Below are 24,531 nucleotides of genomic sequence, written 5' to 3' on the forward strand. Positions count from 1 at the left end.
GGCACGCTGAGTATCCACAGGTTATCCACAGCTGTGTCCACAGAAATCCCCGAAGTTATCCACCGCTCCCGATCAACATCACGTGACGCCTTTCACACCCAGGGCTGACAAGGGAGTTGATGTTGCCGAACTGTGGACGCAGCTGTGGAAAACCTGGGGATAACTCACCCGTTCCTGTGGACAGCCGGTGGATAACCCTGTGGACCGGCTGACGGGGCCTCAGTTCTCCACAGCCTGTGGATAACTGTTGTGCACAAGTCCACAGGTGGTTGACCTGCGCGGAAGAGCGTAGCGGCGATCCACCTGTGGAGGAACCTCTGGATAACTCGGCCCCGCGCACCCTGTGGACGGGGAGGACCCACCCGTTCCTGTGGAAAACCGGGGTGCGCACCCGAAGCGTTCGATTTGCTGCGCAGACGTTCGGTGCGGCGGCGGGCCCGGAGAACGGGCCGACCCGCGGATTCCTGCCCCGCCACAGGCCCCTCCACACCTTCCGGATCGCGCCGGCCGACCCCGACCGGCGCGATCCGGCCACCGTCGGGGCCGTTCCGCGTTCGATCGGCCGCCCCTCTACTACGCGGCGGTCGCCGCGGTCCGCGGAAGGGGTCCGCGTGCACTCGGACGAGTGCTTCCGGCCGCGGGCCCACCACTCGTCCGGGTAACGCTCCGGGCATGCGGAAGGGGAGCCGGGCCGCCCTGGCCCGACTCCCCTACGAGGCATCAACTACCGTTCCAGCAAAGGTTTTTGAGCATTCCGCACAGTGCCGCCGCAGCCGCTCCGCCCGGTGCCGGACTTTTGTTAGCTAGCTCTTGATGCGGTTGGTCAACTCGGTGACCTGGTTGTAGATGGACCGGCGCTCGGCCATCAGCGAGCGGATCTTGCGGTCCGCGTGCATCACCGTGGTGTGGTCCCGGCCGCCGAACTGGGCGCCGATCTTCGGCAGCGACAGGTCGGTCAGCTCCCGGCACAGGTACATGGCGATCTGACGGGCCGTCACCAGCACCCGGCTGCGCGAGGACCCGCACAGGTCCTCGACGCCCAGGCCGAAGTACGCGGCGGTCTGCTGCATGATCACCTGCGCGGTGATCTCCGGCCCGGCGTCCTCGTCCCCGCCCGGGATGAGGTCCTTCAGGACGATCCCGGCCAGCTCCAGGTCGACCGGGGCCCGGTTCAGGTTGGCGAACGCGGTGACCCGGATCAGCGCGCCCTCCAGCTCCCGGATGTTGCGGGTGATCCGGGAGGCGATGAACTCCAGCACGTCGGCCGGGGCGTTCAGCTGCTCCTGGATCGCCTTCTTGCGCAGGATCGCGATCCGGGTCTCCAGCTCCGGCGGGGTGACGTCGGTGATCAGCCCCCACTCGAAGCGGTTGCGGAGCCGGTCCTCCAGGGTGATCAGCTGCTTGGGCGGCCGGTCCGACGAGAGGACGATCTGCTTGTTCGCGTTGTGCAGGGTGTTGAAGGTGTGGAAGAACTCCTCCTGCGTCGACTCCTTGCTGGCCAGGAACTGGATGTCGTCGACCAGCAGGATGTCGATGTCCCGGTAGCGCTTGCGGAACGCGTCCGCCTTGCCGTCCCGGATCGAGTTGATGAACTCGTTGGTGAACTCCTCCGAGCTCACGTACCGCACCCGGGTGCCCGGGAACAGGCTGCGCGAGTAGTGCCCGATGGCGTGCAGCAGGTGGGTCTTGCCGAGGCCGGACTCGCCGTAGACGAAGAGCGGGTTGTAGGCCTTGGCGGGCGCCTCGGCCACCGCCACCGCCGCGGCGTGCGCGAAGCGGTTGGAGGCGCCGATCACGAAGGTGTCGAACAGGTACTTGGGGTTCAGCCGGGCGTTCGGCTCGTCCTTGCGCGGGCCGCCCGCCGGGGGAGCGCCGGGCGGGGCCGGGACGCCGGGGGGCCGTTCGACCTGGGCGTGCTGCGGCTGGGCGGCGGGCCGGGCGCCGCGGCGGAAGCCGCCCTGGCGCGGCCGGTCCTCGTCCGGGGAGCCGAGCGCCCCGCCGAACAGGTCGCCCTGCGCCGAGTCCGGGCCCGGCCGGTGCGAGCGCCGCGGGGCCGGGTCCGGCCGCCGTTCTGGCACCGGGGCCGACTCGCCCCAGCCGCCGGCCTCCGCGCCGGGCTGGTGGTCGCGGTACGGCGCCTGGGCGGGCGGCCGGTAGGGCTCGGCCGCCGGGTAGCCCGGGGGCTGGTACGGCGGGTGCTGGTAGTCGTCCCCGGCCCGGCCCGGCCAGGCGCCGGGCGGCGGCCCGGGCTGCTGGTAGCCCCCGGGCCCGGCCGGGTAGGGCTGCTCGACGCGGCCGGGGTACGGCTGCTCGACGCGCGCCGGGTAGGACTGCTCGGGGCGCGGGTGCGGCCACTCCGGGACCGGCTCGGGGTCGAGCTCGGGCTCCTGCTCCGGCTCGCCGACCGGGGCGGCGTTGGCGTCCACCATCACCGCGATCCGGACCTGCCGCCCGAACTCCTGCGAGATGGCGTCGGTCAGCTGCGGCAGCAGCCGTCCCTCCAGCACCTGCTTGGCGAACTCGTTGGGCGCCGCGAGCAGGGCGGTGTCGTGCATCATCCACATCGGCTGGGTGCGGCGCACCCAGTTCTTGTCCTTCTCCACGACATCGCTGTCGCTGACCAGTCGCTCGACGACCCTCGACCACATCAGGACGAGATCGCTGTTGACATCAGCCACTGGTACACGCTTTCTCGTTCCCCGGACAGGGGGAGCCAGGCAAGGTCAAGGAAGGGGGGAGACGGGGTTCGGGCGGCGCGGCGCCGGTGCGGTCGCGGGCACAGAACAAAAGAGACAAGTCCTGCAACGGTAGTCAGCGCGCAGAGCTGATTCAAGTTTCTGTCCACAGGCTGTGGGCAACGGCGTGGCGGCCACCTGGTTTGACCCTCGGACCCGCTCCCGCGTACCGTAACCAGGTCGAGTTGTCGATGGCCGCTGCCGCATGTCCGCGGGTCCGCCCGCTTCGCATGACGCGCGCAGCACGGGCGCCGTGGTGGTTCTCAACCCAGCAGATCTGGGTCCGGAACCGGATTTCCCACTGCAAGGGGAGATCGCGCGGACGCACGGTGACGGCCAAGCGACTCCCCGTCATCCTACGATTCATCCCAGGAGCCCCCGAGTGAGCAAGCGCACCTTCCAGCCGAACAACCGTCGTCGCGCCAAGACCCACGGCTTCCGGCTGCGCATGCGTACCCGCGCCGGCCGCGCCATCCTGGCGAACCGCCGTGCCAAGGGCCGCACCGCCCTGTCCGCCTGATCCGCGTAGAGGGTCTGCAGTGCTGCCCACCGAGAATCGGCTGCGGCGGCGCCAGGACTTCGCGACCGCGGTGAAACGCGGTCGCCGCGCAGGTCGGCCCCTGCTGGTGGTCCACCTCCACAGAGAGGTGGACCACGACACGGGCGCCGACCGGAACAGCGATTCACACCCGCACGTCGCCGAGGGGCTTCCTCCGGCGCGTGCGGGTTTCGTCGTGAGCAAGGCAGTCGGCCCGGCGGTGGTCCGCAACGCGGTGAAGCGTCGGCTGCGTCACCTGGTCCGCGAGCGTCTGTCCCGGTTGCCCGCAGGTAGCCTGATAGTGGTACGGGCGCTGCCCGCTGCGGCGACGGCCCCGTACCCGGACCTCGGGCACGACCTGGACGCGGCCCTGCGCCGCCTGCTCAGGTCGGAGCCGACCGGCAGTGCCCCGACGGGAACAGGGCGATGAAGTACCTGCTGATGGGCCTGATCAGGCTCTACCAGTGGACGATCAGTCCGCTGCTCGGTCCGGTGTGCCGTTATTACCCCTCGTGCTCGCGCTACGGGTACGAGGCGGTTCGCGTCCACGGCGCGATCAAGGGCGGTTGGCTGACCGGCTGGCGCATCCTGCGCTGCAACCCTTGGTCTCCCGGTGGGGTTGACCACGTTCCGCCGCGAAAGCACCCGGTGTGGCACCGCCGGCTGCGCAATCTGCTGAACCCCACGAGCGGGACCGCCGAGCCGGAGCCGGTGGCGAAGCCCGATGCCCAAGGAGTCTGACCGGTGACCTTCGGTTTTCTGAGTCCCCTCTACACAGCGGTGTCCTGGATCATCGTCCAGTTCCACTCGCTGTTCAGCCACGTCTTCGACCCCGACGGTGGCCTGGCGTGGGGTCTGTCCATCGTGATGATGGTGGTCGTCATCCGGATCTGCCTGATCCCGCTCTTCGTGAAGCAGATCAAGGCGACCCGGGCCATGCAGGCGATCCAGCCGAAGATGAAGGCCATCCAGGAGCGCTACAAGAACGACAAGCAGCGCCAGTCCGAAGAGATGATGAAGCTGTACAAGGAGGCGGGCACCAACCCGTTCTCCTCGTGCCTTCCGATCCTCGTGCAGGCGCCGTTCTTCACCGCCCTCTACGGCGTGCTGGCCTCGATCGCCAACGACAAGACGATCGGCGTGATCGACAAGCCGCTGCTGGACAGCGCCAAGCAGGCGCACATCTTCGGCGCCCCGTTGTCGGCCAAGTTCGTCGGTGCGGACAGCATCCACATCCAGATCGTCTGCGCGGTCATGATCGTGCTGATGTCGCTGTCGCAGTTCATCACCCAGCGTCAGCTGATGACCAAGAACGTCGACCTCTCGGTCAAGACGCCGTTCATGCAGCAGCAGAAGATGCTGATGTACGTCTTCCCGGTCATGTTCGCCGTGATGGGCATCAACTTCCCGGTCGGTGTGCTGGTCTACTGGCTCACCACCAACGTCTGGTCGATGGGCCAGCAGCTGATCGTCATCCGCAACAACCCGACGCCGGGCAGCCGGGCGTGGGACGAGCGCCAGGCGCGGCTGAAGAAGGCCGGTCGGATCAACCCGGACGGCTCGATCCAGAAGGTCGGCCTGGCGGCCATGCTCACCGGCTCCAAGAACCCCAAGGGCGCGGAGGCCGCCGCCCAGGCGGCGGTGGCGGAGAGCGTGCAGGTGCGCCGCCAGCAGCCGCGCAAGCAGAGCAAGGCCCAGCGGCAGGCGGCCACCGCCCACCAGCCGCACGGCACGGAGCAGGCGGACGCGCCGGACGCGGCGGCGGTGGCGGACGAGGCGGAGGCCAAGCCGACCGCGTCGACCGGGACCGGGGCCGGGAAGTCCGGTACGAAGGCGGGCAGGTCGAAGCCGGGGGTCCAGTCGGGCCAGGGCCAGCGCCAGCAGCCGCGGCGCGGTGGCCAGAGCGGCCAGCGGCCGAAGAAGAAGTAGAGTCCCACCCTCGTTCTCGGCCCCACCCGAGGGCCTCGTTTCCGAAGGAGTCCACCTGTGACGGATGGCACCACCTCCGCCGTCGACACCGCCCCGGCCGGTGAGAGCGCCCTCTCGCGTCTGGAGCACGAGGGTGACATCGCCGCCGACTACCTGGAGGGTCTGCTGGACATCGCCGACCTGGACGGCGACATCGACATGGACGTCGAGGGGGACCGGGCGCTGGTCTCCATCGTCAGCGAGGGCGACGACCGGACGCTGCAGCGGCTGGTGGGCCAGGACGGCGAGGTGCTGGAGGCGCTCCAGGAGCTGACCCGGCTGGCCGTGCACCGGGAGACCGGTGAGCGCAGCCGCCTGATGCTGGACGTCGCGGGCTTCCGGGCGCGCAAGCGGGCCGAGCTGGCCGAGCTGGGCGCGGAGGCGGCCGAGCGGGTCAGGAGCACCGGCGAGCAGGTCAAGCTGCGGCCGATGACCCCGTTCGAGCGCAAGGTGGTGCACGACGCGGTGGCCGCTGCGGGTCTGCGCAGCGAGTCGGAGGGCGAGGAGCCCCAGCGCTGCGTGGTCGTGCTGCCGGCCTGACGCCGGTGGTGCTGCCGTTCCGGTGTCCGACCCCGCCCGCCTCGCGCGGGCGGGGTCGTCGGCTCTGCGGCGGAGTGGTGTTTCACGTGGAACAGTGCTGGTACGGCGGGTGGATTCGACGGTGAGCGGAGAGGCAGAGATGGACAGGGACGGCACGGAGGCCGAGGCGCCGCTGGAGGGGCCCGGTCAGGCTCCGGAGACGGCGGGACGGATCTTCGGCGATCGGCTGCCGCAGGCCGTGCGCTACACCGAGCTGCTGGCGACCGCCGGGGTGCAGCGCGGGCTGATCGGCCCGCGCGAGGTGCCCCGGCTGTGGGACCGGCACGTGCTCAACTGCGCGGTGCTGGCCGAACTGCTGCCCGCCGAGGTCTCGCTGTGCGACGTCGGCTCGGGCGCCGGTCTGCCGGGCATCCCGGTGGCGCTGGCCCGGCCGGATGTGTCGGTGACCCTGCTGGAACCGCTGCTGCGGCGCACCACCTTCCTGGAGGAGGTGGTGCGCGAGCTCGGTCTGCAGAACGTCACGGTGCTGCGCGGCCGGGCCGAGGAGACGGTCGGCAAGCTGGCGGTGGACGTGGTGACCGCCCGCGCGGTGGCGCCGCTGGACCGGCTGGCCGGCTGGGGCATGCCGCTGCTGCGCCCGTACGGGCAGATGCTGGCGCTGAAGGGCGACACCGCCGAGCAGGAGCTGGCGGAGTCGAGGGCGGCGCTGACCCGGCTCGGTGCGGTGAAGTGGTCGGTGATCGGTGTCGGCGAGGGCCTGCTGGTGACCCCGACCCGGGTGGTGCGGGTGGAGGCGGGGGAGAGCCCCGGCGGCGTGAAGGCGGCCACCCGGCGGGCCAAGGCGGCCCGGGCGGGGCGCGGTGGCAAGGGCGGCGAGGGCTCGGGTCGGCGCGGCGGCGGTCGCGGGCGGCGCTGAGCGGCCTGGTACTGGTGTTCGGGGCGGGTGGCCGGTGGGCCGCCCGCCCCGTTTCCGTTGGGGTTCCGATGGGGCCGGGCCCGGAGTGTCGAGTCGGTTGATCCCGACATTCCGGGCATCGTGTTCCACGTGAAACGTCGCTTCCTGCTCTCCGGCGTACTTGATCAAGACCGCAACCCAACCCGGGACCGTCACCCGGAGGTGACTGTCGCGGGCCAGGTTTCACGTGAAACACTGACCCCCATGCAGGAGTCGGAGATCGTCGATCAGGTGGATGACACCCCCGTCGCCCGGGCTGCGCACGTCGCCCCGGCCGTCGGGCACACCGGGGAAGCGCTGCCCCGGCCCGCCGCGACCCGGGTCATGGTGGTCGCCAACCAGAAGGGCGGGGTGGGCAAGACCACCACCACCGTCAACCTGGCCGCCGGTCTGGCCATGCACGGCCTGCGGGTGCTGGTCATCGACCTCGACCCGCAGGGCAACGCCTCGACCGCACTCGGCATCGACCACCACGCCGAGGTGCCGTCGATCTACGACGTGCTGGTCGAGGGCAAGCCGCTGGCCGACGTGGTGCAGCCGGTGGTGGACGTGGAGGGGCTGTTCTGCTGCCCGGCCACCATCGATCTGGCGGGTGCCGAGATCGAGCTGGTCTCGCTGGTCGCCCGGGAGAGCCGACTGCAGCGCGCCATCGCCGCGTACGAGCAGCCGCTGGACTACGTGCTGATCGACTGCCCGCCCTCGCTGGGGCTGCTGACCGTCAACGCGATGGTGGCCGGGCAGGAGGTGCTGATCCCGATCCAGTGCGAGTACTACGCGCTGGAGGGCCTCGGCCAGCTGCTGCGCAACGTGGAGCTGGTGCGGGCGCACCTGAACCCCTCGCTGCACGTGTCGACGATCCTGCTCACCATGTACGACGCCCGGACCAGGCTGGCCGCGCAGGTCGCCGAGGAGGTGCGGACGCACTTCGAGAAGGAGGTGCTGAACACCGCCATCCCGCGGTCGGTGCGCATCTCCGAGGCGCCCAGCTACGGGCAGACCGTGCTGAGCTACGATCCGGGCTCCACCGGTGCGCTCTCCTACCTGGAGGCGGCGCGCGAGCTGGCGCTGCGGGCCGAGGTCGCCAAGCCGACGGTCGGGCGGCACCGGGCGGGTGCGGCGGTCGTTCCGCCGCGCAGCGGCGGGGAGACGTCCGCGCCGACGGCACAGCACAGTTCGATGGAGGGCAAGCGGTGAGTGGCACGCGCAGGGGTCTGGGCAGGGGTCTGGGGGCGCTGATCCCGGCGACCCAGCCGGCGGTCGCCGGGGGAGCTCCGGCCGAGTCGGCCGAGCCCGGGACGGTCACGGTGGTGCCGGTGGTGCCGGTGCCGACCGACCGCGGCACGGTGGCCGCCAAGGCCGCCGCGGAGAGCCTGCGGGAGCTGGCGGGCGACCAGCGCCGCAGCGTCCTGGAGGCGGCGCTGACCCCGGTGGACGGCGCCCGGTTCGCCGAGCTGCCGCTGGAGTGGATCCGGCCCAACCCGCGCCAGCCGCGCGAGGTGTTCGACGAGGTGAAGCTCGCCGAACTGGTCGCCTCGATCAGGGAGGTCGGCCTGCTGCAGCCCGTGGTGGTCCGTCAGACCGGTCCCGACCGGTACGAGCTGATCATGGGTGAGCGCCGCTGGCGGGCCTCCCGGGAGGCCGGTCTCGACACCATCCCGGCGATCGTCCGGGCCACCGAGGACGAGAAGCTGCTGCTGGACGCGCTGCTGGAGAACCTGCACCGGGCCGAGCTGAACGCGCTGGAGGAGGCGGCCGCGTACGACCAGCTGCTGCGCGACTTCGGCTGCACGCACGAGCAGTTGGCGGACCGGGTCGGCAAGTCCCGCCCGCACGTGTCCAACACGCTGCGGCTGATGACGCTGCCGGTGTCGGTGCAGTTGAAGGTCGCGGCGGGGGAGGTCAGCGCCGGGCACGCCAAGGCGATCCTGATGGTGCCGGGTCCCGAGCAGCAGGAGAAGCTGGCCCACCGGGTGGTCTCCGAGGGGCTGTCGGTGCGCTCCACCGAGGAGGCGGCCAAGCTGCTGGCGGGCATCGAGCCGAAGAAGCGGGCCCCGCGCGCGGAGCCGCTGCCCACCCCGGCCTTCGAGGAACTGGCCGGCCGGCTCTCGGACCGCTTCGAGACCCGGGTCAAGGTCGAGGTCGCCCAGAGCGGCGGCAAGTTCGGCAGGGGCAAGGTGGTACTGGAGTTCGGTTCGGTCGAGGACCTGAACCGGATCCTGGACACTCTGGCCCCGGGCGAGCAGGGTCTGCCGCTCTCCTGATCCCGGGACCGCGATCGGCGAACCAACGGGTGCATGTTTCACGTGAAACGTGCACCCGTTCCGTCGGGCGGAGCAGACTGGAGGTCTGGACCGTTTCCGCCTGGAGGAGGAGGTGCGGGCGTGGGACGGAGGGTCGTTCCGCTGACGTTGGACAACCTCTCGGATCTGCCGAACACCTGCCGTTCCTGCGTGTTCTGGGAGCTCGACCCGGTCAGCGGGCGGGACGCGCAGGATGCCGGCAAGGGGGAGTTGGAGAAGGAGGGGTGGATCTCGGCGGTGCTGCTGGAGTGGGGCTCCTGCGGGCGGGTCGCCTACGTGGACGACCGCCCGGCCGGGTTCGTGCTCTACGCCCCGCCCGCGTACGTGCCGCGCGGGCAGTCCTTCCCGACCAGTCCGATCTCGCCGGACGCGGTGCAGCTGATGGTGTCCCGGGTGCTGCCGGACTTCCAGGGGCAGGGCCTGGGACGGGTGCTGGTGCAGTCGGTGGCCAAGGACCTGGTCCGGCGCGGCTTCCGGGCGATCGAGGCGTTCGGCGCGCAGGGGCGTGAGGTGCCGAGCTGCGTGCTGCCCGCCGACCACCTGCTGGCGGTGGGCTTCAAGACCGTCCGGCCGCACCACCGGTACCCGCGGCTGCGGTTGGAGGCGCGCACCACGCTCTCCTGGAAGGAGGACGTGGAGGGCGCGTTGGAGCGGCTGCTCGGCGGGCGGCGCACCGAACCGGCGCTGCGGCCGTTCTGAGCGGGTTCCCGGGAGCTTCGGTGGGAGCGGTTCTCCGCCGCGGGGCGGTCGCTCGCGGCGGGCTGCCGCGGCGCTGAGGGCTTCTCAGCGAAGCCTCCGGAGCGCCGGAGCCCGCGGCCGGACGGAGGCCCTCGCGCTCCCGGGGCTTCCTGACGAAGCCTCGGACCACCCCGGGAACGCCGAGGCGGCCCGGACGGATCATCCGTCCGGGCCGCCTCGGCGGTGCGGGAGGACCTACAGGTACTCGGCCAGCTCGCGCAGCAGCGCGGCCTTCGGGCGGGCACCGGTGATGGTCTTCACCAGCTCGCCGCCCTTGTAGACGTTGAGCGTCGGGATGGAGATCACGTTGTACGCCGCCGCGGTCTCCTGGTTGGCGTCCACGTCGAGCTTGACCACGGACAGCTTGTCGCCGTGCTCGGCCGCGATGTCCTCCAGGACCGGGGCGACCTGGCGGCACGGGCCGCACCAGGTGGCCCAGAAGTCGACGAGGACGGGCTTGTCGCTCTTGAGGACCTCGGCCTCGAAGGTGGCGTCGGTTACTTCCTTGGTGGCGCCGGCCACGGGAACTCCTTGGGGTCGGAGGAGGGGTGCGTCAGTGATAACAACGGCGGGGGCGGATCTGTTTCTGCCTCCTCCGCCCGGACGGGCCTGTTGCTGCGTCAGGCCCGTCACGGCCGCCGGGTGCTGCGGTGCGGGGCGGGTCAGACCGCGGCGACGGCGGCCGGGGCCTCCTCGGCGTCGGACAGCGCGGCGAGGTAGCGCTCGGCGTCCAGCGCGGCGGAGCAGCCGGTGCCGGCGGCGGTGATGGCCTGGCGGTAGGTGTGGTCCACCACGTCGCCCGCGGCGAAGACGCCGGGGACGTTGGTGCGGGTGGAGGGGGCGTCGACCTTGAGGTAGCCCTCGGCGTCCAGGTCGAGCTGGCCCTTGAAGAGGTCGGTGCGCGGGTCGTGGCCGATCGCGATGAACAGGCCGGTGACGGGCAGCTCGCGCAGGTCACCGGTGTTGGTGTCGCGCAGGGTCAGGCCGGAAAGCTTCGGGTCGCCGTGGATCTCCTCGACCGCGCTGTCCCAGGCGAAGGTGATCTTCGGGTCGGCGAAGGCGCGCTCCTGCATCGCCTTGGAGGCGCGCAGCGAGTTGCGGCGGTGGATCACGGTGACGCTGCGGGCGAAGCGGGAGAGGAAGGTGGCCTCCTCCAGGGCGGTGTCGCCGCCGCCGACCACCGCGATGTCCTGGTCGCGGAAGAAGAAGCCGTCGCAGGTCGCGCACCAGGAGACGCCGCGGCCGGAGAGCTTGTCCTCGTTCGGGAGGCCGAGCTTGCGGTGCTGCGAGCCGGTGGCGACGATCACGGCGCGGGCGCGGTGCACGATGCCCTCGGAGTCGGTGACGGTCTTGATGTCGCCCGTGAGGTCGACCGCGACGATGTCGTCCGGGACCAGCTCGGCGCCGAAGCGCTCGGCCTGGGCGCGCATGTTGTCCATCAGCTCGGGGCCCATGATGCCGTCGCGGAAGCCCGGGAAGTTCTCCACCTCGGTGGTGTTCATCAGCGCGCCGCCCGCGGTGACGGCGCCCTCGAAGACCAGCGGCTTCAGGGAGGCGCGCGCGGTGTACAGCGCAGCGGTGTACCCGGACGGGCCGGAACCGATGATGATCACGTTACGGACGTCGCTCACTGCTTCTCCTGGTTCGCCTGGCGTCCCGCTCGCGCGGTGGAGGGCGGTCTGCTCCGCCGCCCCGGACAACGACTCACCAGTCTCCCGCATTCCCAGGCCCGACCGCACCCACCGCCCGCACTCCGGTCGCGGCGGGCCCGGCCGGGGGAGGAATCAGGGGGCCGGGACGGTGCTGTGCAGCAGGATCGTCGATCCGGGGCAGTCCGGGGTGGCCAGGTAGACGTCCAGCGGCCCGCTGCCGCCCGGCGGGCGGAACACCAGGGCCAGCACCGTTCGGCCCCGGTAGCGGCCGGGGCCGACGGCGGCGGGCTGCTCGCCGGAGTGCCCGGCGGCCTCCAGCACGCAGGGTGCGGGCGCCGTCGCCGCGTCGGGGGTGGGCGCGCCGAGCTGGTACGGGGTCTTCCCGTCCAGCAACTGCCGGACCTGGGCGGGGAGCTGCTCGGGGGTGAAGTCCGGCCCGACCGCCTCGGCGCCGTTGCCCGGGGCGACCTGCCGGGGCGCGGTGGAGTCGCCGCCGGTGCTCTTGGCGGCCTGGGAGCCGTCGGCGGCCGCCATCGGCGAGGCGGCGCCGGCGGCGGTGGACTTCCCGCTGTCGCCGCCGCGGTCGAGCAGCGCCCCGCCCAGGCCCGCGCCGAGCACCACCAGGGCGACGGCCGCGGTGGCGAGCAGCAGCCGGGCCCCGCGCCGACGGCGGCGCGGCGGGCGGCCGGGGCCGGTGCTGGCGGTCGGGGCGCCCGCCGGGGAGCCGGTACGGGCGGGGGCGGGCGGAGCGGGCGGGCCGGACGGGGGAGTGGCGCGGGGCGGCTCGGCCGGGGTCTGCGGCCGGGTCTCGGTGCGGGCGGCCGACTCGGCGGCCAGGGCGGCCGCCAGCCGGTCCGCGAGGTCCTGCGGCATGGCGGGCACGGGGGTGTCGGCCAGCAGGTCCGGGAGCTCGCGCAGCAGGGCGAGGTCCTCGGCGCAGGCCGGGCAGTCCGCCAGGTGCGCGTGCAGGGCGGCGGCCCGCTCGGGCGGCAGCAGCTCCTCGGCGAGGTCGGCGAGGGCGTCCGGGCCGGGGTGGTCGGAAGGCGGGTGCGGCGTCATCGCGGGGTCGCATCTCCTTCCAGCGAGGGCGAAGGGTCCGTGGGTGGGACGGGGGAGGGCGGGCTCGGGTTCCCGACCCGGGGAGCGGGCGGGGCGGTGGCGCTCCGCACCGGTGTTCCACGTGGAACACCGGTCCGACCGCCCGGCGGTGTTTCACGTGGAACACCGCCGGTGGGTACGTCGGACACGGCGGCCGTTCCACGTGGAACCGGAGCGCTCCCGCCGGGTCCGGTTCCACGTGGAACCGGACCGGGGCCGAGGTGGCGCAGCAGCGGCAGCAGCCGGGCCCGGCCGCGGGCGCAGCGGCTCTTGACCGTGCCGACCGGGACGCCGAGCACCTCGGCGGCCTCGGCCACCGGGTAGCCCTGCATGTCGACCAGCACCAGGGCGGCCCGCTGCTCGGCGGGCAGCTCGGCCAGCGCCTCGGCCACCTCGCGACGTGTCTCGGCCCGTTCCGCGTGCCGCTCCGCGCCCTCGGCGCTGCCGAGCGCGCGCTCCGCGGTGCCCCCCGGCCGCTGGTCGAGCGGCTCGGCCCGGCGGACCGCGCTGCGGCGGGCCCGGTCCAGGCAGGCGTTGACCACGATCCGGTGCAGCCAGGTGGTGACCGCCGAGCGGCCCTGGAACCCGGCGGCGGCCCGGAACGCGGAGACCAGGGCGTCCTGCAGGGCGTCGGCGGCCTCCTCGCGGTCGCCGAGGGTGCGCACCGCGACCGCCCACAGGCGGTCCCGGTGGCGGTGCACCAGCAGCCCGAAGGCGTCCGGGTCGCCCGCCGTGTGCCGGGCGAGCAGTTCGGCGTCGGTGGGCTCCTCGGCCATCCGCCCCCTCCTTGCGGTTCGGCCGTCCACTGCGGCGGCCCGGGTCACGTCGTTGCGGCCCCGGGTCACATCGTTGGGGATGTGCCGGAGCGGATCAAGGGGTGTTCGGCGGCGGGGCCCGACCGGACAGGACCTAACCGTTGACCTGGACCTCGGCGACCTTGCCGCGGAAGCCGCCGCCGTCGTCGTTGGCCGGGACGTTGGTCAGCCAGAGCAGCAGGTACCGGGTGGTGACCGGACTGTCCGGCTTCAGGGCGACCTTGGTGCCGGAGCCGGCCGCGACCGAGGCGCCGAAGCTGCGGAAGCCGGAGTCGTCGGCGGTCGGCGGGGTGGTGGTGCCGGCCGGGGCGGCCTTCAGTTCGGCCTTGGTGTCGCCGAGGAACTGGACGTCCACCGAGCCGACCCGGCGGGCCGAGCCGAGGTCGATCAGGATGCCGGTGCCGGGGCGGTAGGCGCCGCCGAACTGGTCGTTGTAGCGCTGGGTGGTCCAGGCGGTGGACGGGTTGCCGTCGGTGGCGTTCGGCAGCTCGGCGCTGTGCTCGTCCTTGGTGTCGCCGAAGGCGTTGAACGGGGCCAGCGAGGCGATCGGGAGCTTCTCGCCGGTGACGGTGGCCGCCGAACCGGTCGGGGCGGGTGCGGGGCTGTTCTGGGTGCTGTCCGCCTTGTCCTGCTGGACGTTGACGTACTGGGCCAACTGCCAGGAGCCGACCGCCACGGTGGAGAGCGCGACCAGCGCCGCGGTCCACTTCAGCAGGCGGCGCAGCCCGCGGCGGCGGCGCGGCACGGGGACCGGGGCGGACCCGGTGGGCGCGGTGGGCGCGGTGGGCTCGGTGCGGGGGAGCGCCTGGGTCGGCGCTCCGGCGGCGTAGCGCGGCCGGGTGGCGGGCAGCGCGCGCAGTGCGGGCGGGGCGGGCTGCTCGGGCTGCCGGACCTTCGGCATCCGGCCGATCTCCGCGGCCAGCTCGGCGGGGCTGGTGATCGGTTCCTTGTGGTTCGGGGGCTGCTCGCACAGGATCCGCGCGGCGAGCTCCGCGAGGCCCTTGTGGACGCCCGCCCGGACCTGGTCCGGCGGGACGCAGCCGAGGCCCTTGGGCAGGCCCTGGAGGTCGTAGCGGTCCTCGGGGTAGGGCCAGCGGTGGGTGAGCGCCGCGTACAGCAGTGCGCCGATCGCCCGGACGTCGGTCAGTTCGGCGTCCTCGGAGGGCAGGCCGCGCAGGGCCGCGTCCACCGCGATGCCGTTGATCCGGTACTGGCCGCCGTCGGTGCGCAGCACGCACTTGGGGGTGAGCCGCAGGTGCGCTTGGCCGCGCTCGTGGGCGGCGGCGATCGCGTCGGTGACCTGGCGGACCATCTGGTACGCGTCGTACGGCTCCATCGGGCCGTCGGCCAGCAGCTCGCCGAGGTCGTGGGCGCCGGGCAGCCACTCGCGGATGACGTAGACCAGCTCGCCCTCCTGCACCGCGTCCAGCACCTGGACGAAGCGCGGGTCGCCGAGCAGGGCGGCGCTGCGGGCGGCGGTGAGCACCGACTTGGCGCGGCGGTGGCCGGCCGCGAGCAGGTGGACGCCGACGGCGCGGCGGAGCTTCTCGTCGACGGCGCGCCAGCTGCTGAAGGTCTCCGACTCGGAGATGCACTCCTCCAGCCGGTAGCGGGCGCCGATCTTGTCGCCGCTGTGCCGCTTCGGGGCGGGCAGCACGGTCGGCAGGGTGGCGGTGTCGGCGTCCAGGGTCTCGGTGCTGGTGGCGGGGACGGGCTCGGCGGGCTCGACCGGCGGCAGCGGGCGGCGCACCCCGCCGCTGCGGGAGGGGCGGTCGGGGCGGGCGCCCCGGGCGGCGAGCTCGGCGTCGATCTCCTGGGCGGAGAGCGGGGCGGTGGCCTCGGGAGGCAGGCCCTGCGGCTGGTCCGCGGCGCCGTCCCGGGCGGGGGCGTCGGTGCGGGCGTCGGCGGGGGCGTCGGCCTTCGGACGGGCCGGGCGCAACGGGGTGGTCTTCGGGTCCGCCTTCGCGGTGCCCTTGCCGTTGCTCCGGCCGCCGTTCTTCGCCGGGGCCTTCGTCGTGCCGCCGGGACTGCCGCCGGGGCTGCCGTTGGCGGTGGCCTTCGTCGCGCCGTTCAGCGCGCCCTTCGCGACGCCGTTCACCGAGCCCTTCGCCGGGCTCTTCGCCGAGTTCGCGGCGGCGCGGCCGGGCTCGGGCGCGCGGTCGGACCCGTGGTCGGATCCGGCGTCGGGCTCCGGGCCCGTCACCGGCGCGGCCTCGGTCGCCGCCCCGTCCGTCTCGGACGTGTCGACGATCGCCTTGGTGCCGTCAGCCACCGTGGTCCTGCCTCCCCTTGAGTCGCCCCGGTCCATCCCTGGACGGTCGACGTTCCCGTTGCCTGCCGGAGCGGTCGGCCGTGCAGGGTCAATTGTGCCCACTTCCGACCCTCAGGTACGACCTCTGGGGGTGGCGGGAGGTTGCCCGGTCCCCCACTTCCGGTGGAACAGCAGACGAACGGGCCGGAACCGGGGGCGAACCCCGACTCCGGCCCGGGAGAAGCGTACTGAGGATCCGACGGTTCGTCCGCGTCCCGGTTGACGGCTCGTCAACGCGGCGCCCGCGGGCGGTTCAGCGGCCGAGCCGCCTGCGGACCATTCCGGTGAGCGCGCCGAGCTCCTCGATGCGCATCTTGCGGGCCAGCACCAGGAAGACCGCGAGCTGCGCGCCGCCCGCGACCAGCAGGGTCAGCACGTTGCCGATCCAACCGTCCAGCACCTGCAGGGCGAGCAGTTCGAGGGCCAGGCCGACCGCGGCGGCGGGCAGCGAGGCGATCGCCAGTCGGACGTAGGTCTTGGTGATCCGGGCGGTGTCCAGGCCGCCGACCTTCGCCTTGAGCTTCGGCACCGCGACGGACACGCCGACCGCGTAGGAGAGGCCGTAGCCCAGCGCCATGCCGGTGACCGCCCACTGCGCGGGCAGCACCAGCCAGCACAGCACCGCCGCGGCGGCCTGGGTGAGCGCCACCCAGACCGTGTTGGAGAACGGCGTGCGGGTGTCCTCGTAGGCGTAGAAGCCGCGCAGCAGCACGTACTGCACCGAGTACGGGATCAGGCCGAGGGCGAAGGCGGAGAGCATGTAGCCGACCGCGGTGGTGCCGTGGGCGACCGCGCCGCCGTTGCCCAGGCCGTAGATCGAGGAGCCGATCACCGGGCCCAGTGCCAGGAACAGGAACGCGGCCGGGACGATCGCCACCGCCGAGGTGCGCAGGCCGTACGAGAGGTCGTCGCGGACGGCGCCGGAGTCCTGGTCGGCGGCGGCCCGGGAGAGCCGGGGGAGCACCGCGCTCATCACCGAGACGGTGATGACGGCCATCGGCAGCTGCCAGATCAGCAGCGCGTTGGAGTACGCGGCCAGGCCGACGCCGAGGTGGCCGTCCTGCTCGGCGGCCTTGCCGGCCGCGGTGGCCAGCTGGGTGACCACCAGGAAGCCGGCCTGGTTGGCCAGCACGAACAGGAAGGTCCACTTGGCGAGCCGGGCGGCCTTGCCCAGGCCGTGGCCGCGCCAGTCGAAGCGCGGCCGGAACGAGAAGCCCGCCGCCCGCAGGTACGGGATCATCGACAGCGCCTGCACGGCCAGGCCCAGCACGGTGCCGATGCCGAGAAGCCGGACGCCCTCGGGGGAGATCGACTGCGGGGTGACCTCGGTGTGCTGGAAGGTGCCGTACACCGCGATGTACATCACGAAGGTGAAGATCACCACGACGTTGTTCAGGACCGGCGTCCACATCATCGCGCCGAACCGGCCGCGGGCGTTGAGGATCTGGCCCATCACCACGTGCACGCCCATGAAGAAGATGGTCGGCAGGCAGTACCGGGCCAGCGCCACCGTGGTGTCGGCGCTGGCCTGGTCGCGCATCAGCGCGTGCGAGATCAGCTGCACCAGCACCGGCGCGGCCAGCACCGCCACGAACACCACGCCCGCCAGGCCGGTCACCACCAGGGTGAGCAGCCGGTTGGCGTAGGCGGTGCCGCCGTCCTCGTCGTTCTTCATGCTGCGCACCAGCTGCGGCACGAACACCGCGTTCAGCGCGCCGCCGCCGATCAGGATGTACAGCAGGGTGGGCAGGGTGTTGGCGGCGTTGTACGAGTCGCCCATCGAGGCCACGCCGATCGCGGCGGCGATCACCATGGTGCGCAGGAAGCCGGTGCCCCGGGAGACCAGGGTGCCGGCCGCCATCACGGCGCTGGAGTTCAGCAGCCCGGCGACCCGGCCGCCGCCGTCGGAGCGGTCCGGCGCCGCGGGCGCCTCGGACGGGGCGGGCCCGGGCGCGAGGGCGGGCGTCGCCGGGCCGGTGGGAACGGCCGCGGCGGCCGCGTTCGCCTCCAGCACGGCGGCGTCGGCCTGCAGCACCGCCTCCTCCTCGGACAGCGGCGGGTCGAACTCGATCGGCGGCACGTACGGGCGCCGCTCCTCCTCCGCGGCGGGCCCGGACCGGTCCGGCCCGTCCTCCGCGGGCCCGTCGGCGGCCGCCGACAGCAGCGAGTCCACCCCGACGTAGTCCTCCGCGGGCTCCGGGTCGGTCTCGACCTTCCAGCGGGGCCCGGCCGCACCGGTCCCCGCGGCGGCCTCCGGGCCGGTCCGCGGCTCCGGGCCCGCTTCGGCGTCCTCCTCGGCGTCCTCCTCGGGATTCGCCTCGGGGTTCGTCGTGGTGCCCGCCTCGGCGCCCGCCTCCGCCGCGACCTCGGCGGCGATCGTCGCCCAGCGCGGGGCCGGGGCGGTCAGTTGCAGGGTGGCCTCGGGCCCGCGCTCGCTCTGGCCGGGCACCGCGGCGGACCCTTCCGGGGTGTCCGTCTCGTCGGGGCCGGCCCCCGGCAGGTCGATCGCGCCGTACGGGTCCGTGCTCCCGAACGCCCCGGCGGCGTACGGGTCGTGGGCGTAGGTGTCGGCGACGTACCAGTCGGCGGTCGGGTCCGCGGGGGCGGCGGACCGGGTGCCGCCCGGGCGTTCCTGGGGCGGGCCGCCGCCCTGGTCCTGGGTTGCTCGCTCGCTCCGCTCGTTCATGCCACCAATCCACGTCAGAGAGGGGGATGGGCGCCCGGGGGGTGGGGCGGCCTAGTGATCCACCTTCTCATCACCGGCGACCCGATCGGTGTCATCCGCAGCGGACGAGGGGTCCGCGTCGGACGGCGCTCCCGGGCCGGGCCCGGCCCCGCCGGGGCCGTCGACCGGGCGGTCCGGGTCCTCGTCGACCTCGCCGGCCGCCCGGCGCTTCTTGCGCTGCAGGGAGAACCGCACCCCGGCCAGGACCATCAGCACGGTGCCGCCGACGATCACGTACATCACGCCGCTGGCCACCGAGGTGACGTCGACGGTGAACTCCATCGCCTCGCCGTAGGGGCGGGCGTCCGGGCCGGTGGTCCACAGCTGGGCGGTCACCTGGACCGGGCCGTTGACCTGGGCCTCGACCGGGAAGCGGAGCGAGGAGTTGGTGGTGGCGTCCAGCACCAGCGGCTGGATCGGGTAGTCGATCCGCAGCCGGTTCGGCTGGGTGGAGACGACGCGCAGCTCCAGGTTGCCGACCGACTGGGTCAGCCCGTTCTTGACGCTGACCAGCATCGTCGCGTTGTCGCCGGGCAGCGTCACCACGCTCTTCTGGACCACCCGGACCGCGGACTTCAGGTTGTCCAGGTAGGTGCGCACCCCGAGCCGGTACTCGGTGCCGGCCTTCGGCTGGTCGCGCCACTCGGTGGACATCGAGCGCACCATCGCGGCGCTGAACGACTCCCGCACCCGTTCCGGCCGACTGAGGATCATCATCAGCTGGTCCACGCCGTCCTGGAGCTGCATGGTGGCCGTCAGCTCGGCGGTGGACAGCTCCCCGGCGGCCGCGTCGGACGGGTACGACCCCGGGACGGCGGTGTTCGCCTCCTTGTCCGGGGCCATCCCGGCGACCTTCTCCAGCGTCGCCTGGGCCACCCAGCCCCCCTCGGCGGCGGCCTGCACCGAGTCGTGCAGCGCCTGCGCGGTGCCGACGGTCAGCGTGCGGGGCGGCAGCACCAGCACGCCGCGGGGGTGCTCCGGCTGCTGGTGGGCGATGGCCATGGTCTCGGCGAGGAAGTGCTGCTCGGTCAGGGTGCGGTCGTGCTCCGAGGGCAGGTCGGACTGGAACATCGCGGCGAGCACCGGGTCGGAGACCACCGCGGTCTGCCCGTTGCCGATCGACCGGGCCGCGCCCGGCGTGAAGGGCAGCTTGTCGGACTCCGGCAGCGACCCGCCGTCGACCAGCACGATCCGCCCGCCGGCGGTGGCCGCCACCGACGCGGTGCGCTGGTCGAGCAGGCCCCGGTACGGCCAGGCGACGTCGGAGCGGGCGTCCACCGACAGCCGGGCCTCGGTGGTGATCTGCCCGGCGGTCACCGCCTTGCGCAGCGCGTTGTCCATCCCGTTCAGCCCGGCGCCGTTGTGCGCGATCGAGGCCAGGTCGGGGTCGGCGTACGGCAGCGACACCACCGCGCTGCCCGAGGCGGTCAGCGCGGAGCGCAGCTTCGCCAGCCAGGTCGTCGCCGCGTCGCGGCCGGTCCCCGGGACGGTGTTCTCCTCGCTCGCGGACTCGCCGGAGGTGCCGGGCTTCTGTACCCGGTACGGCTTGGTCATCGCGTACACGGTGTCCAGCAGGTTCGGGTCGATCGCCCAGGTCAGGTTCGGCATGCCGGTGCCGAGGTCGACCAACCGGTTCAACCGCCCGTCGCCGGTCAGCTCGGCGGCCAGGCCGTCGTCGCGCAGCACCGGCGTCTGATCGGCGTCCGCCATGGTCTGGGCGACCAGCACCGGCGCGTGGGTGAGCGGCCAGACCACGGCCAGCTGCGAGGGCTGGGCGCTCTCCTTGCCCTGGTACGGCAGGTACGTCCGGCCGATGCCCAGCGGGTGGGGCTGCTCGCCGCCGGTGCTGCCCCAGACGTCCACCGCCAGCTCGTAGGGGCCGGTGTCCTTGACCTGCAGCGCGGAGACCGGCACGGTCAGGACGAAGTCCTCGCTCTGGCCGGGCCCCAGGTCGCCGACGGCCTTGGACGGCTGGTCCATGGCCAGGCCGTCCAGGGTGCTCGGGGTGGTGCGGGACTCGGCCAGGTCGATCTCGCTGCGGGTCTTCATCGGCCGGGCCTGCGGTCGGCGGACCTTCACGGTCGGCGACTTGAGCGTCGCCTGGCCGGAGTTGAGGACCTTGCCGGTGATCGTCACGTTCCCGTTCTCGTGCGCGACCTTCGGCGCCACGGTGTCGATCTCCACCACGGCCGGGTAGTCGGCCGTCGCGGCCGGTCCGGCGCCCGCCGGGGCGGCGCACAGGGCGCCGACCAGCCCGCTCGCGAGCAGGGCGGCGGAGGCCCTGGCCAGCAGGCCCGCCCACCGTCCGCGACGCGCCGCCACTGCCGCGTTCCGCCCGGTCCGCTCGTCCACGCGCGTCCTCGCCGTTCCCGATCGTCTCGATCACTCCACGCACCGCCGCGGCCGCCCGACCGCGCGGGCCCCTGCCGAGGAGCGCCCACCCGGCATGGTAACGACGCCGTCCGGCCCGCAGTGTTGCGGCCCGGGAGCTGCCGGACCGGCCCGGCGGCGCGAAACGGGAGGGCGGTGGAGCGGGCCGGGCACGTACCCTTGTGAGCCGTGTCCACTGCCAATGCGTCCAGCGCCAATCATTCCAGCTCCGCCGACCGGGTCGCCCTGCCGGGGCTGACCGAGGCGCAGACCCTCGGCCTGCAGGAACTGCTGCGGGTCTCCCCGGTCGCCGACGAGATCGCCCGCCGCTTCCAGGAGGCCGGCCACCGGCTGTCGCTGGTCGGCGGGTCGGTCCGGGACGCCCTGCTCGGCCGGCTCGGCAACGACCTCGACTTCACCACCGACGCCCGCCCGCAGCAGATCCTCAAGCTGGTCAGGGGCTGGGCCGACGCGGTCTGGGACGTGGGCATCGCGTTCGGCACCGTCGGCGCCCGCAAGGACACTGCCGAGGGCTCGTTCCTGATCGAGATCACCACCTACCGCAGCGAGGCGTACGACCGCAGCTCGCGCAAGCCCGAGGTCAGCTACGGCGACTCGATCGAGCAGGACCTGGTGCGCCGCGACTTCACCGTCAACGCGATGGCCGTCGACCTGCCCGGCCGCGGCTTCGTCGACCCGCACCGCGGCCTGGACGACCTGGAGGCCCGGGTGCTGCGCACCCCCGCCACCCCCGAGGAGTCCTTCTCCGACGACCCGCTGCGGATGATGCGGGCCGCCCGCTTCGCCGCCCAGCTGGACTTCGACCCGGCGCCCGAGGTGGTCGCCGCGATGACCGCGATGGCCGAGCGGATCACCATCGTCTCGGCCGAGCGCGTCCAGGCCGAGCTGAACAAGCTGCTGCTGGCCGAGCACCCGGTCAAGGGCCTGCGCCTGCTGGTCGACACCGGCCTGGCCGACTTCGTGCTGCCCGAGCTCCCGGCGCTGCGCCTGGAGAGCGACGAGCACCACCGGCACAAGGACGTGTACGAGCACTCGCTGACCGTCCTGGAGCAGGCCATCGCGCTGGAGACCGAGGGGCCCGACCTGGTGCTGCGGCTGGCCGCGCTGCTGCACGACATCGGCAAGCCGCGCACCCGCCGCTTCGAGTCGGACGGCCGGGTCTCCTTCCACCACCACGAGGTGGTCGGCGCCAAGATGACCCGCAAGCGGATGCGCGAGCTCAAGTACTCCAACGAGCTGGTCGGCGAGGTCTCCCGGCTGGTCGAGCTGCACCTGCGCTTCCACGGCTACGGCGGCGGCGAGTGGACCGACTCCGCGGTGCGCCGCTACGTCACCGACGCCGGGCCGCTGCTGACCAGGCTGCACAAGCTGACCCGCTCCGACTGCACCACCCGCAACAAGCGCAAGGCCGCCGCGCTGGCCCGCACCTACGACTCGCTGGAGGAGCGGATCACCGCGCTCCAGGCGAAGGAGGAGCTGGACGCGATCCGCCCCGCGCTGGACGGCAACGAGATCATGCAGCTGCTCGGCCTGCGCCCCGGCCCGGCGGTCGGCCGGGCCTACAAGCACCTGCTCGAACTGCGCCTGGAGAACGGCCCGATGGAGCACGAGGAGGCGGTGGCCGCCCTCCGCGCCTGGTGGGCGGAGCAGCCGCAGGACTGACGCCCGCCCGGCGCCGCCCCGCGGTGGGTCAGTGCTTGCCCGCGGTGGCGCCGGGCGCGGGCGCGGCGTTCACCGGGCTCAGGCAGAGCCGGTAGCGGGTGGTGTGCTTCCGCGACCGGTACTTGCCGTCGTAGGGGGTGGTGCCCGGGCGCTCACTGGCGCAGTTGAGCAGGGAGACGGTGCCGTTCTTGCGGTAGTCGACCTTCCACCTGGCGTCCGAGGCGGTGCAGGACACCTTCTTGTGCTGGGCGTTCAGGCAGTCCCCGACCTCCGGCCCCTTGTCGACGCGGCCCAGGAACACGATCCAGAGGAAGGCGGCCGCGAGGCCGAGCAGCACCACGCCGAGCGCCGTCCGGCGGACCACGGTGCGGGTGGTGACCGGCCCGGCGGGCTTGACCGGAGCCCGCGGCGGCTCCTGCCCCCAGGCGGGCAACTGCCCCTCCCCGGTGGGCGGTTGGCCGTACGCGGGCGGCTGGCCGTACGGGGGCGCCGGGGCCTGCTGGCCGTACGCGGGGGGCTGGGCGTAGCCGGACGGGGGCTGCTGCCCGTACGCGGGGGGCTGCTGGCCGTAGGCGGGTGCGGCGGGCTGCTGGCCGTAGGCGGGGGGTTGGGCGTAGCCGGACGGGCCGCCGTACGCGGGCGGCGGCTGCTGGCCGGGCTGTCCGTACGGGTTGGGCTGCCCGTACGGCTCGGGCGGCTGCGGTGTGCTCATCTGATGATCCCCCCTGCGGCGGTTAGGTTGCCGTGCGCCCACGTACCCTAGCGGCCGACCCCCCGTCAGGGACGGCGGGTGGCGCGGAAGTAGAGCACCGCCCCGAGCGCGTACAGCACCGACAGCGCCAGCAGCACCGGCACCGAGCGGCCGTCCAGCGGCAGCACCAGTGCGGTGACGGCGGCCGCCGCGACGTACGAGACGTTCATCAGGACGTCGTAGATCGCGAACACCCGGCCGCGGTACTCGTCCTCCACCGACTCCTGCACCAGGGTGTCGGTGCAGATCTTGGTGCCCTGGGTGACCACGCCCAGCAGCAGCGCCGCCGCCATCACCGGGGCCTCCCGGAAGGTCAGGCCGAGGGTCGGCACGGACACCGCCGCGCCGGCCAGGCAGATCGTCATCCAGCCGTGCAGGCCGAACCGTCGGGTGGCCCACGGGCTGGCCGCCGCCGCGAGGAAGAAGCCCACCGCGGACATCACGACCGTCAGGCCCAGGGTGGCCAGGCCGCCGTCGACGTCCTCGGCCCGGTTGAAGGTGTAGCGGCACAGCATCAGCACCACCACGGTCAGCACGCCGTAGCAGAACCTGGCCAGGCTCACCGCGGCCAGCGCGCGCACCGCCGGGCGGCAGTCCCGCAGCAGGTGCCGCAGTCCGGCCCGCAGGTCGTGCCAGGCGGTCGCCAACGCCTGCCGCAGCGGCGGGAGTTCGAGGTGCAGGCCGGGGCCCAGCTCGTCCGGGGCGATCGGGCGCACCGCCAGCGCGGCGACCAGGTACAGCAGCGCGGAGAGCCCCACCGTCAGGGCGGTGGCGGCCGAGCCGGAGGCCAGCGCGCCCCCCACCAGGCCGAGGGAGCCGCCGACCGTCGCCGCGACCGTGCCCAGGGTCGGCGAGACCGCGTTCGCGGTGACCAGCGCGGACGGGTCCGGCACCACCCGGGGCAGCGCGGCCGACAGCCCGGCCAGGATGAACCGGTTGATCCCGATCACCACCAGCGCCGCCGCGTAGAAGACCCAGTGGGGCAGGCCGCCGAGCAGCAGCAGGGAGGTCAGCAGGCAGAGCGCGCAGCGGAGCAGATTGCCCGTCAGCAGCACCTGCCGCCGTCGCCAGCGGTCCAGCATCACCCCCGTGAACGGCCCGACCACCGAGAAGGGCAGCATCACCACCGCCAGCGCGACGGCGATCTCGGCGGGGGAGGACTGCTTGTCGGGGGAGAAGAGCGCGTAGGTGGCCAGCGAGGCCTGGAACACCCCGTCCGACAGCTGCGAGAGCAACCGGACCGTCAGCAGCCGCCGGAAGCCGGGACCGCGCAGCAGGCCGAGCAGCAGCCCGGGCAGGGTGGCCTCCCGCGGGGGCCGTTCGGTGATCACCCGCCAAGGGTGCCACGCGGC

At 73.3% G+C, this 24,531-nt stretch carries 20 protein-coding genes; 10 read left to right on the forward strand and 10 right to left on the reverse strand.

Features of this window, described 5'->3' with window-relative positions; all coding sequences use genetic code 11:
• Positions 1-803: 803 nt before the first annotated feature.
• The gene (dnaA, locus tag ACFY00_RS06115; RefSeq protein ID WP_388027731.1) at positions 804-2,678 is read right to left on the reverse strand and encodes a chromosomal replication initiator protein DnaA; all 1,875 of its coding nucleotides are present in this window, start codon (positions 2,676-2,678) and stop codon (positions 804-806) included.
• Positions 2,679-3,117: 439 nt separating this feature from the next.
• On the opposite strand from dnaA, the gene rpmH reads away from it, so the two are divergent.
• The 9 genes from rpmH (at position 3,118) to ACFY00_RS06160 (ending at position 9,735) form a co-directional block, all read left to right on the forward strand.
• Positions 3,118-3,255, forward strand: a complete 138-nt coding sequence (gene rpmH, locus ACFY00_RS06120) for a 50S ribosomal protein L34 (protein ID WP_033214180.1) — start codon at positions 3,118-3,120, stop codon at positions 3,253-3,255.
• 19 nt (positions 3,256-3,274) lie between these two features.
• Positions 3,275-3,703 carry a ribonuclease P protein component gene (gene rnpA / locus ACFY00_RS06125; RefSeq protein ID WP_388027734.1) on the forward strand — a complete coding sequence of 143 codons (429 nt, stop codon included), beginning with the start codon at positions 3,275-3,277 and terminating at the stop codon, positions 3,701-3,703.
• The gene (gene yidD, locus ACFY00_RS06130) at positions 3,700-4,014 is read left to right on the forward strand and encodes a membrane protein insertion efficiency factor YidD (RefSeq protein ID WP_033214182.1); all 315 of its coding nucleotides are present in this window, start codon (positions 3,700-3,702) and stop codon (positions 4,012-4,014) included. The genes rnpA and yidD overlap by 4 nt, the downstream gene beginning before the upstream one ends.
• Before the next feature lie 3 nt (positions 4,015-4,017).
• A complete protein-coding gene (gene yidC / locus ACFY00_RS06135; protein WP_388027737.1) occupies positions 4,018-5,202 on the forward strand; it encodes a membrane protein insertase YidC in 1,185 nt (394 codons plus the stop codon).
• Positions 5,203-5,259: 57 nt separating this feature from the next.
• Positions 5,260-5,781, forward strand: coding sequence for a protein jag (locus tag ACFY00_RS06140; protein ID WP_388027740.1), 522 nt, complete (start codon positions 5,260-5,262; stop codon positions 5,779-5,781).
• Between the two features lie 139 nt (positions 5,782-5,920).
• Entirely contained in the window at positions 5,921-6,697 is a 777-nt protein-coding gene (gene rsmG / locus ACFY00_RS06145) for a 16S rRNA (guanine(527)-N(7))-methyltransferase RsmG (RefSeq protein ID WP_388027742.1), read from the forward strand.
• Positions 6,698-6,967: 270 nt separating this feature from the next.
• The gene (locus ACFY00_RS06150; RefSeq protein WP_388028015.1) at positions 6,968-7,930 is read left to right on the forward strand and encodes a ParA family protein; all 963 of its coding nucleotides are present in this window, start codon (positions 6,968-6,970) and stop codon (positions 7,928-7,930) included.
• Positions 7,927-8,997: a ParB/RepB/Spo0J family partition protein gene (locus tag ACFY00_RS06155; RefSeq protein ID WP_388027744.1), complete on the forward strand. Its 1,071-nt coding sequence runs from the start codon at positions 7,927-7,929 to the stop codon at positions 8,995-8,997. Before ACFY00_RS06150 ends, ACFY00_RS06155 begins: the two co-directional genes overlap by 4 nt.
• A gap of 120 nt (positions 8,998-9,117) precedes the next feature.
• Positions 9,118-9,735 carry a GNAT family N-acetyltransferase gene (locus tag ACFY00_RS06160; protein ID WP_285733900.1) on the forward strand — a complete coding sequence of 206 codons (618 nt, stop codon included), beginning with the start codon at positions 9,118-9,120 and terminating at the stop codon, positions 9,733-9,735.
• A 234-nt stretch (positions 9,736-9,969) separates the two neighbouring features.
• Here the strand turns inward: ACFY00_RS06160 and trxA are convergent, their stop codons facing one another.
• From trxA to ACFY00_RS06195, 7 genes are all read right to left on the reverse strand, one after another.
• Positions 9,970-10,296 (reverse strand): thioredoxin, encoded by a 327-nt coding sequence (trxA, locus tag ACFY00_RS06165; protein ID WP_285733902.1) that lies wholly within the window; start codon positions 10,294-10,296, stop codon positions 9,970-9,972.
• Between the two features lie 140 nt (positions 10,297-10,436).
• Positions 10,437-11,405: a thioredoxin-disulfide reductase gene (gene trxB / locus ACFY00_RS06170; RefSeq protein WP_388027748.1), complete on the reverse strand. Its 969-nt coding sequence runs from the start codon at positions 11,403-11,405 to the stop codon at positions 10,437-10,439.
• Between the two features lie 153 nt (positions 11,406-11,558).
• Positions 11,559-12,485 (reverse strand): hypothetical protein, encoded by a 927-nt coding sequence (locus ACFY00_RS06175; RefSeq protein ID WP_388027749.1) that lies wholly within the window; start codon positions 12,483-12,485, stop codon positions 11,559-11,561.
• Entirely contained in the window at positions 12,482-13,300 is an 819-nt protein-coding gene (gene sigM / locus ACFY00_RS06180; RefSeq protein ID WP_388027751.1) for an RNA polymerase sigma factor SigM, read from the reverse strand. Before sigM ends, ACFY00_RS06175 begins: the two co-directional genes overlap by 4 nt.
• A gap of 133 nt (positions 13,301-13,433) precedes the next feature.
• Positions 13,434-15,611 (reverse strand): serine/threonine protein kinase, encoded by a 2,178-nt coding sequence (locus ACFY00_RS06185; RefSeq protein ID WP_388027754.1) that lies wholly within the window; start codon positions 15,609-15,611, stop codon positions 13,434-13,436.
• Between the two features lie 292 nt (positions 15,612-15,903).
• Positions 15,904-18,336, reverse strand: a complete 2,433-nt coding sequence (gene murJ, locus ACFY00_RS06190) for a murein biosynthesis integral membrane protein MurJ (protein ID WP_388027756.1) — start codon at positions 18,334-18,336, stop codon at positions 15,904-15,906.
• Positions 18,337-18,387: 51 nt separating this feature from the next.
• Positions 18,388-20,727 (reverse strand): DUF6049 family protein, encoded by a 2,340-nt coding sequence (locus ACFY00_RS06195; protein WP_388027758.1) that lies wholly within the window; start codon positions 20,725-20,727, stop codon positions 18,388-18,390.
• 264 nt (positions 20,728-20,991) lie between these two features.
• Between ACFY00_RS06195 and ACFY00_RS06200 the strand changes: the two genes are divergently transcribed.
• On the forward strand, positions 20,992-22,428 hold the full coding sequence (locus tag ACFY00_RS06200; RefSeq protein WP_388028018.1) for a CCA tRNA nucleotidyltransferase: 1,437 nt from the start codon (positions 20,992-20,994) through the stop codon (positions 22,426-22,428).
• A gap of 28 nt (positions 22,429-22,456) precedes the next feature.
• Here ACFY00_RS06200 and ACFY00_RS06205 read toward each other — a convergent pair whose 3' ends face one another.
• Positions 22,457-23,140, reverse strand: coding sequence for a hypothetical protein (locus ACFY00_RS06205; protein ID WP_388027759.1), 684 nt, complete (start codon positions 23,138-23,140; stop codon positions 22,457-22,459).
• Between the two features lie 65 nt (positions 23,141-23,205).
• On the reverse strand, positions 23,206-24,510 hold the full coding sequence (locus ACFY00_RS06210) for an MFS transporter (protein WP_388027761.1): 1,305 nt from the start codon (positions 24,508-24,510) through the stop codon (positions 23,206-23,208).
• Positions 24,511-24,531: the final 21 nt, after the last annotated feature.

Source organism: Kitasatospora sp. NPDC001540 (assembly GCF_042894345.1).
GTDB classification, from domain to species: domain Bacteria; phylum Actinomycetota; class Actinomycetes; order Streptomycetales; family Streptomycetaceae; genus Kitasatospora; species Kitasatospora phosalacinea_C.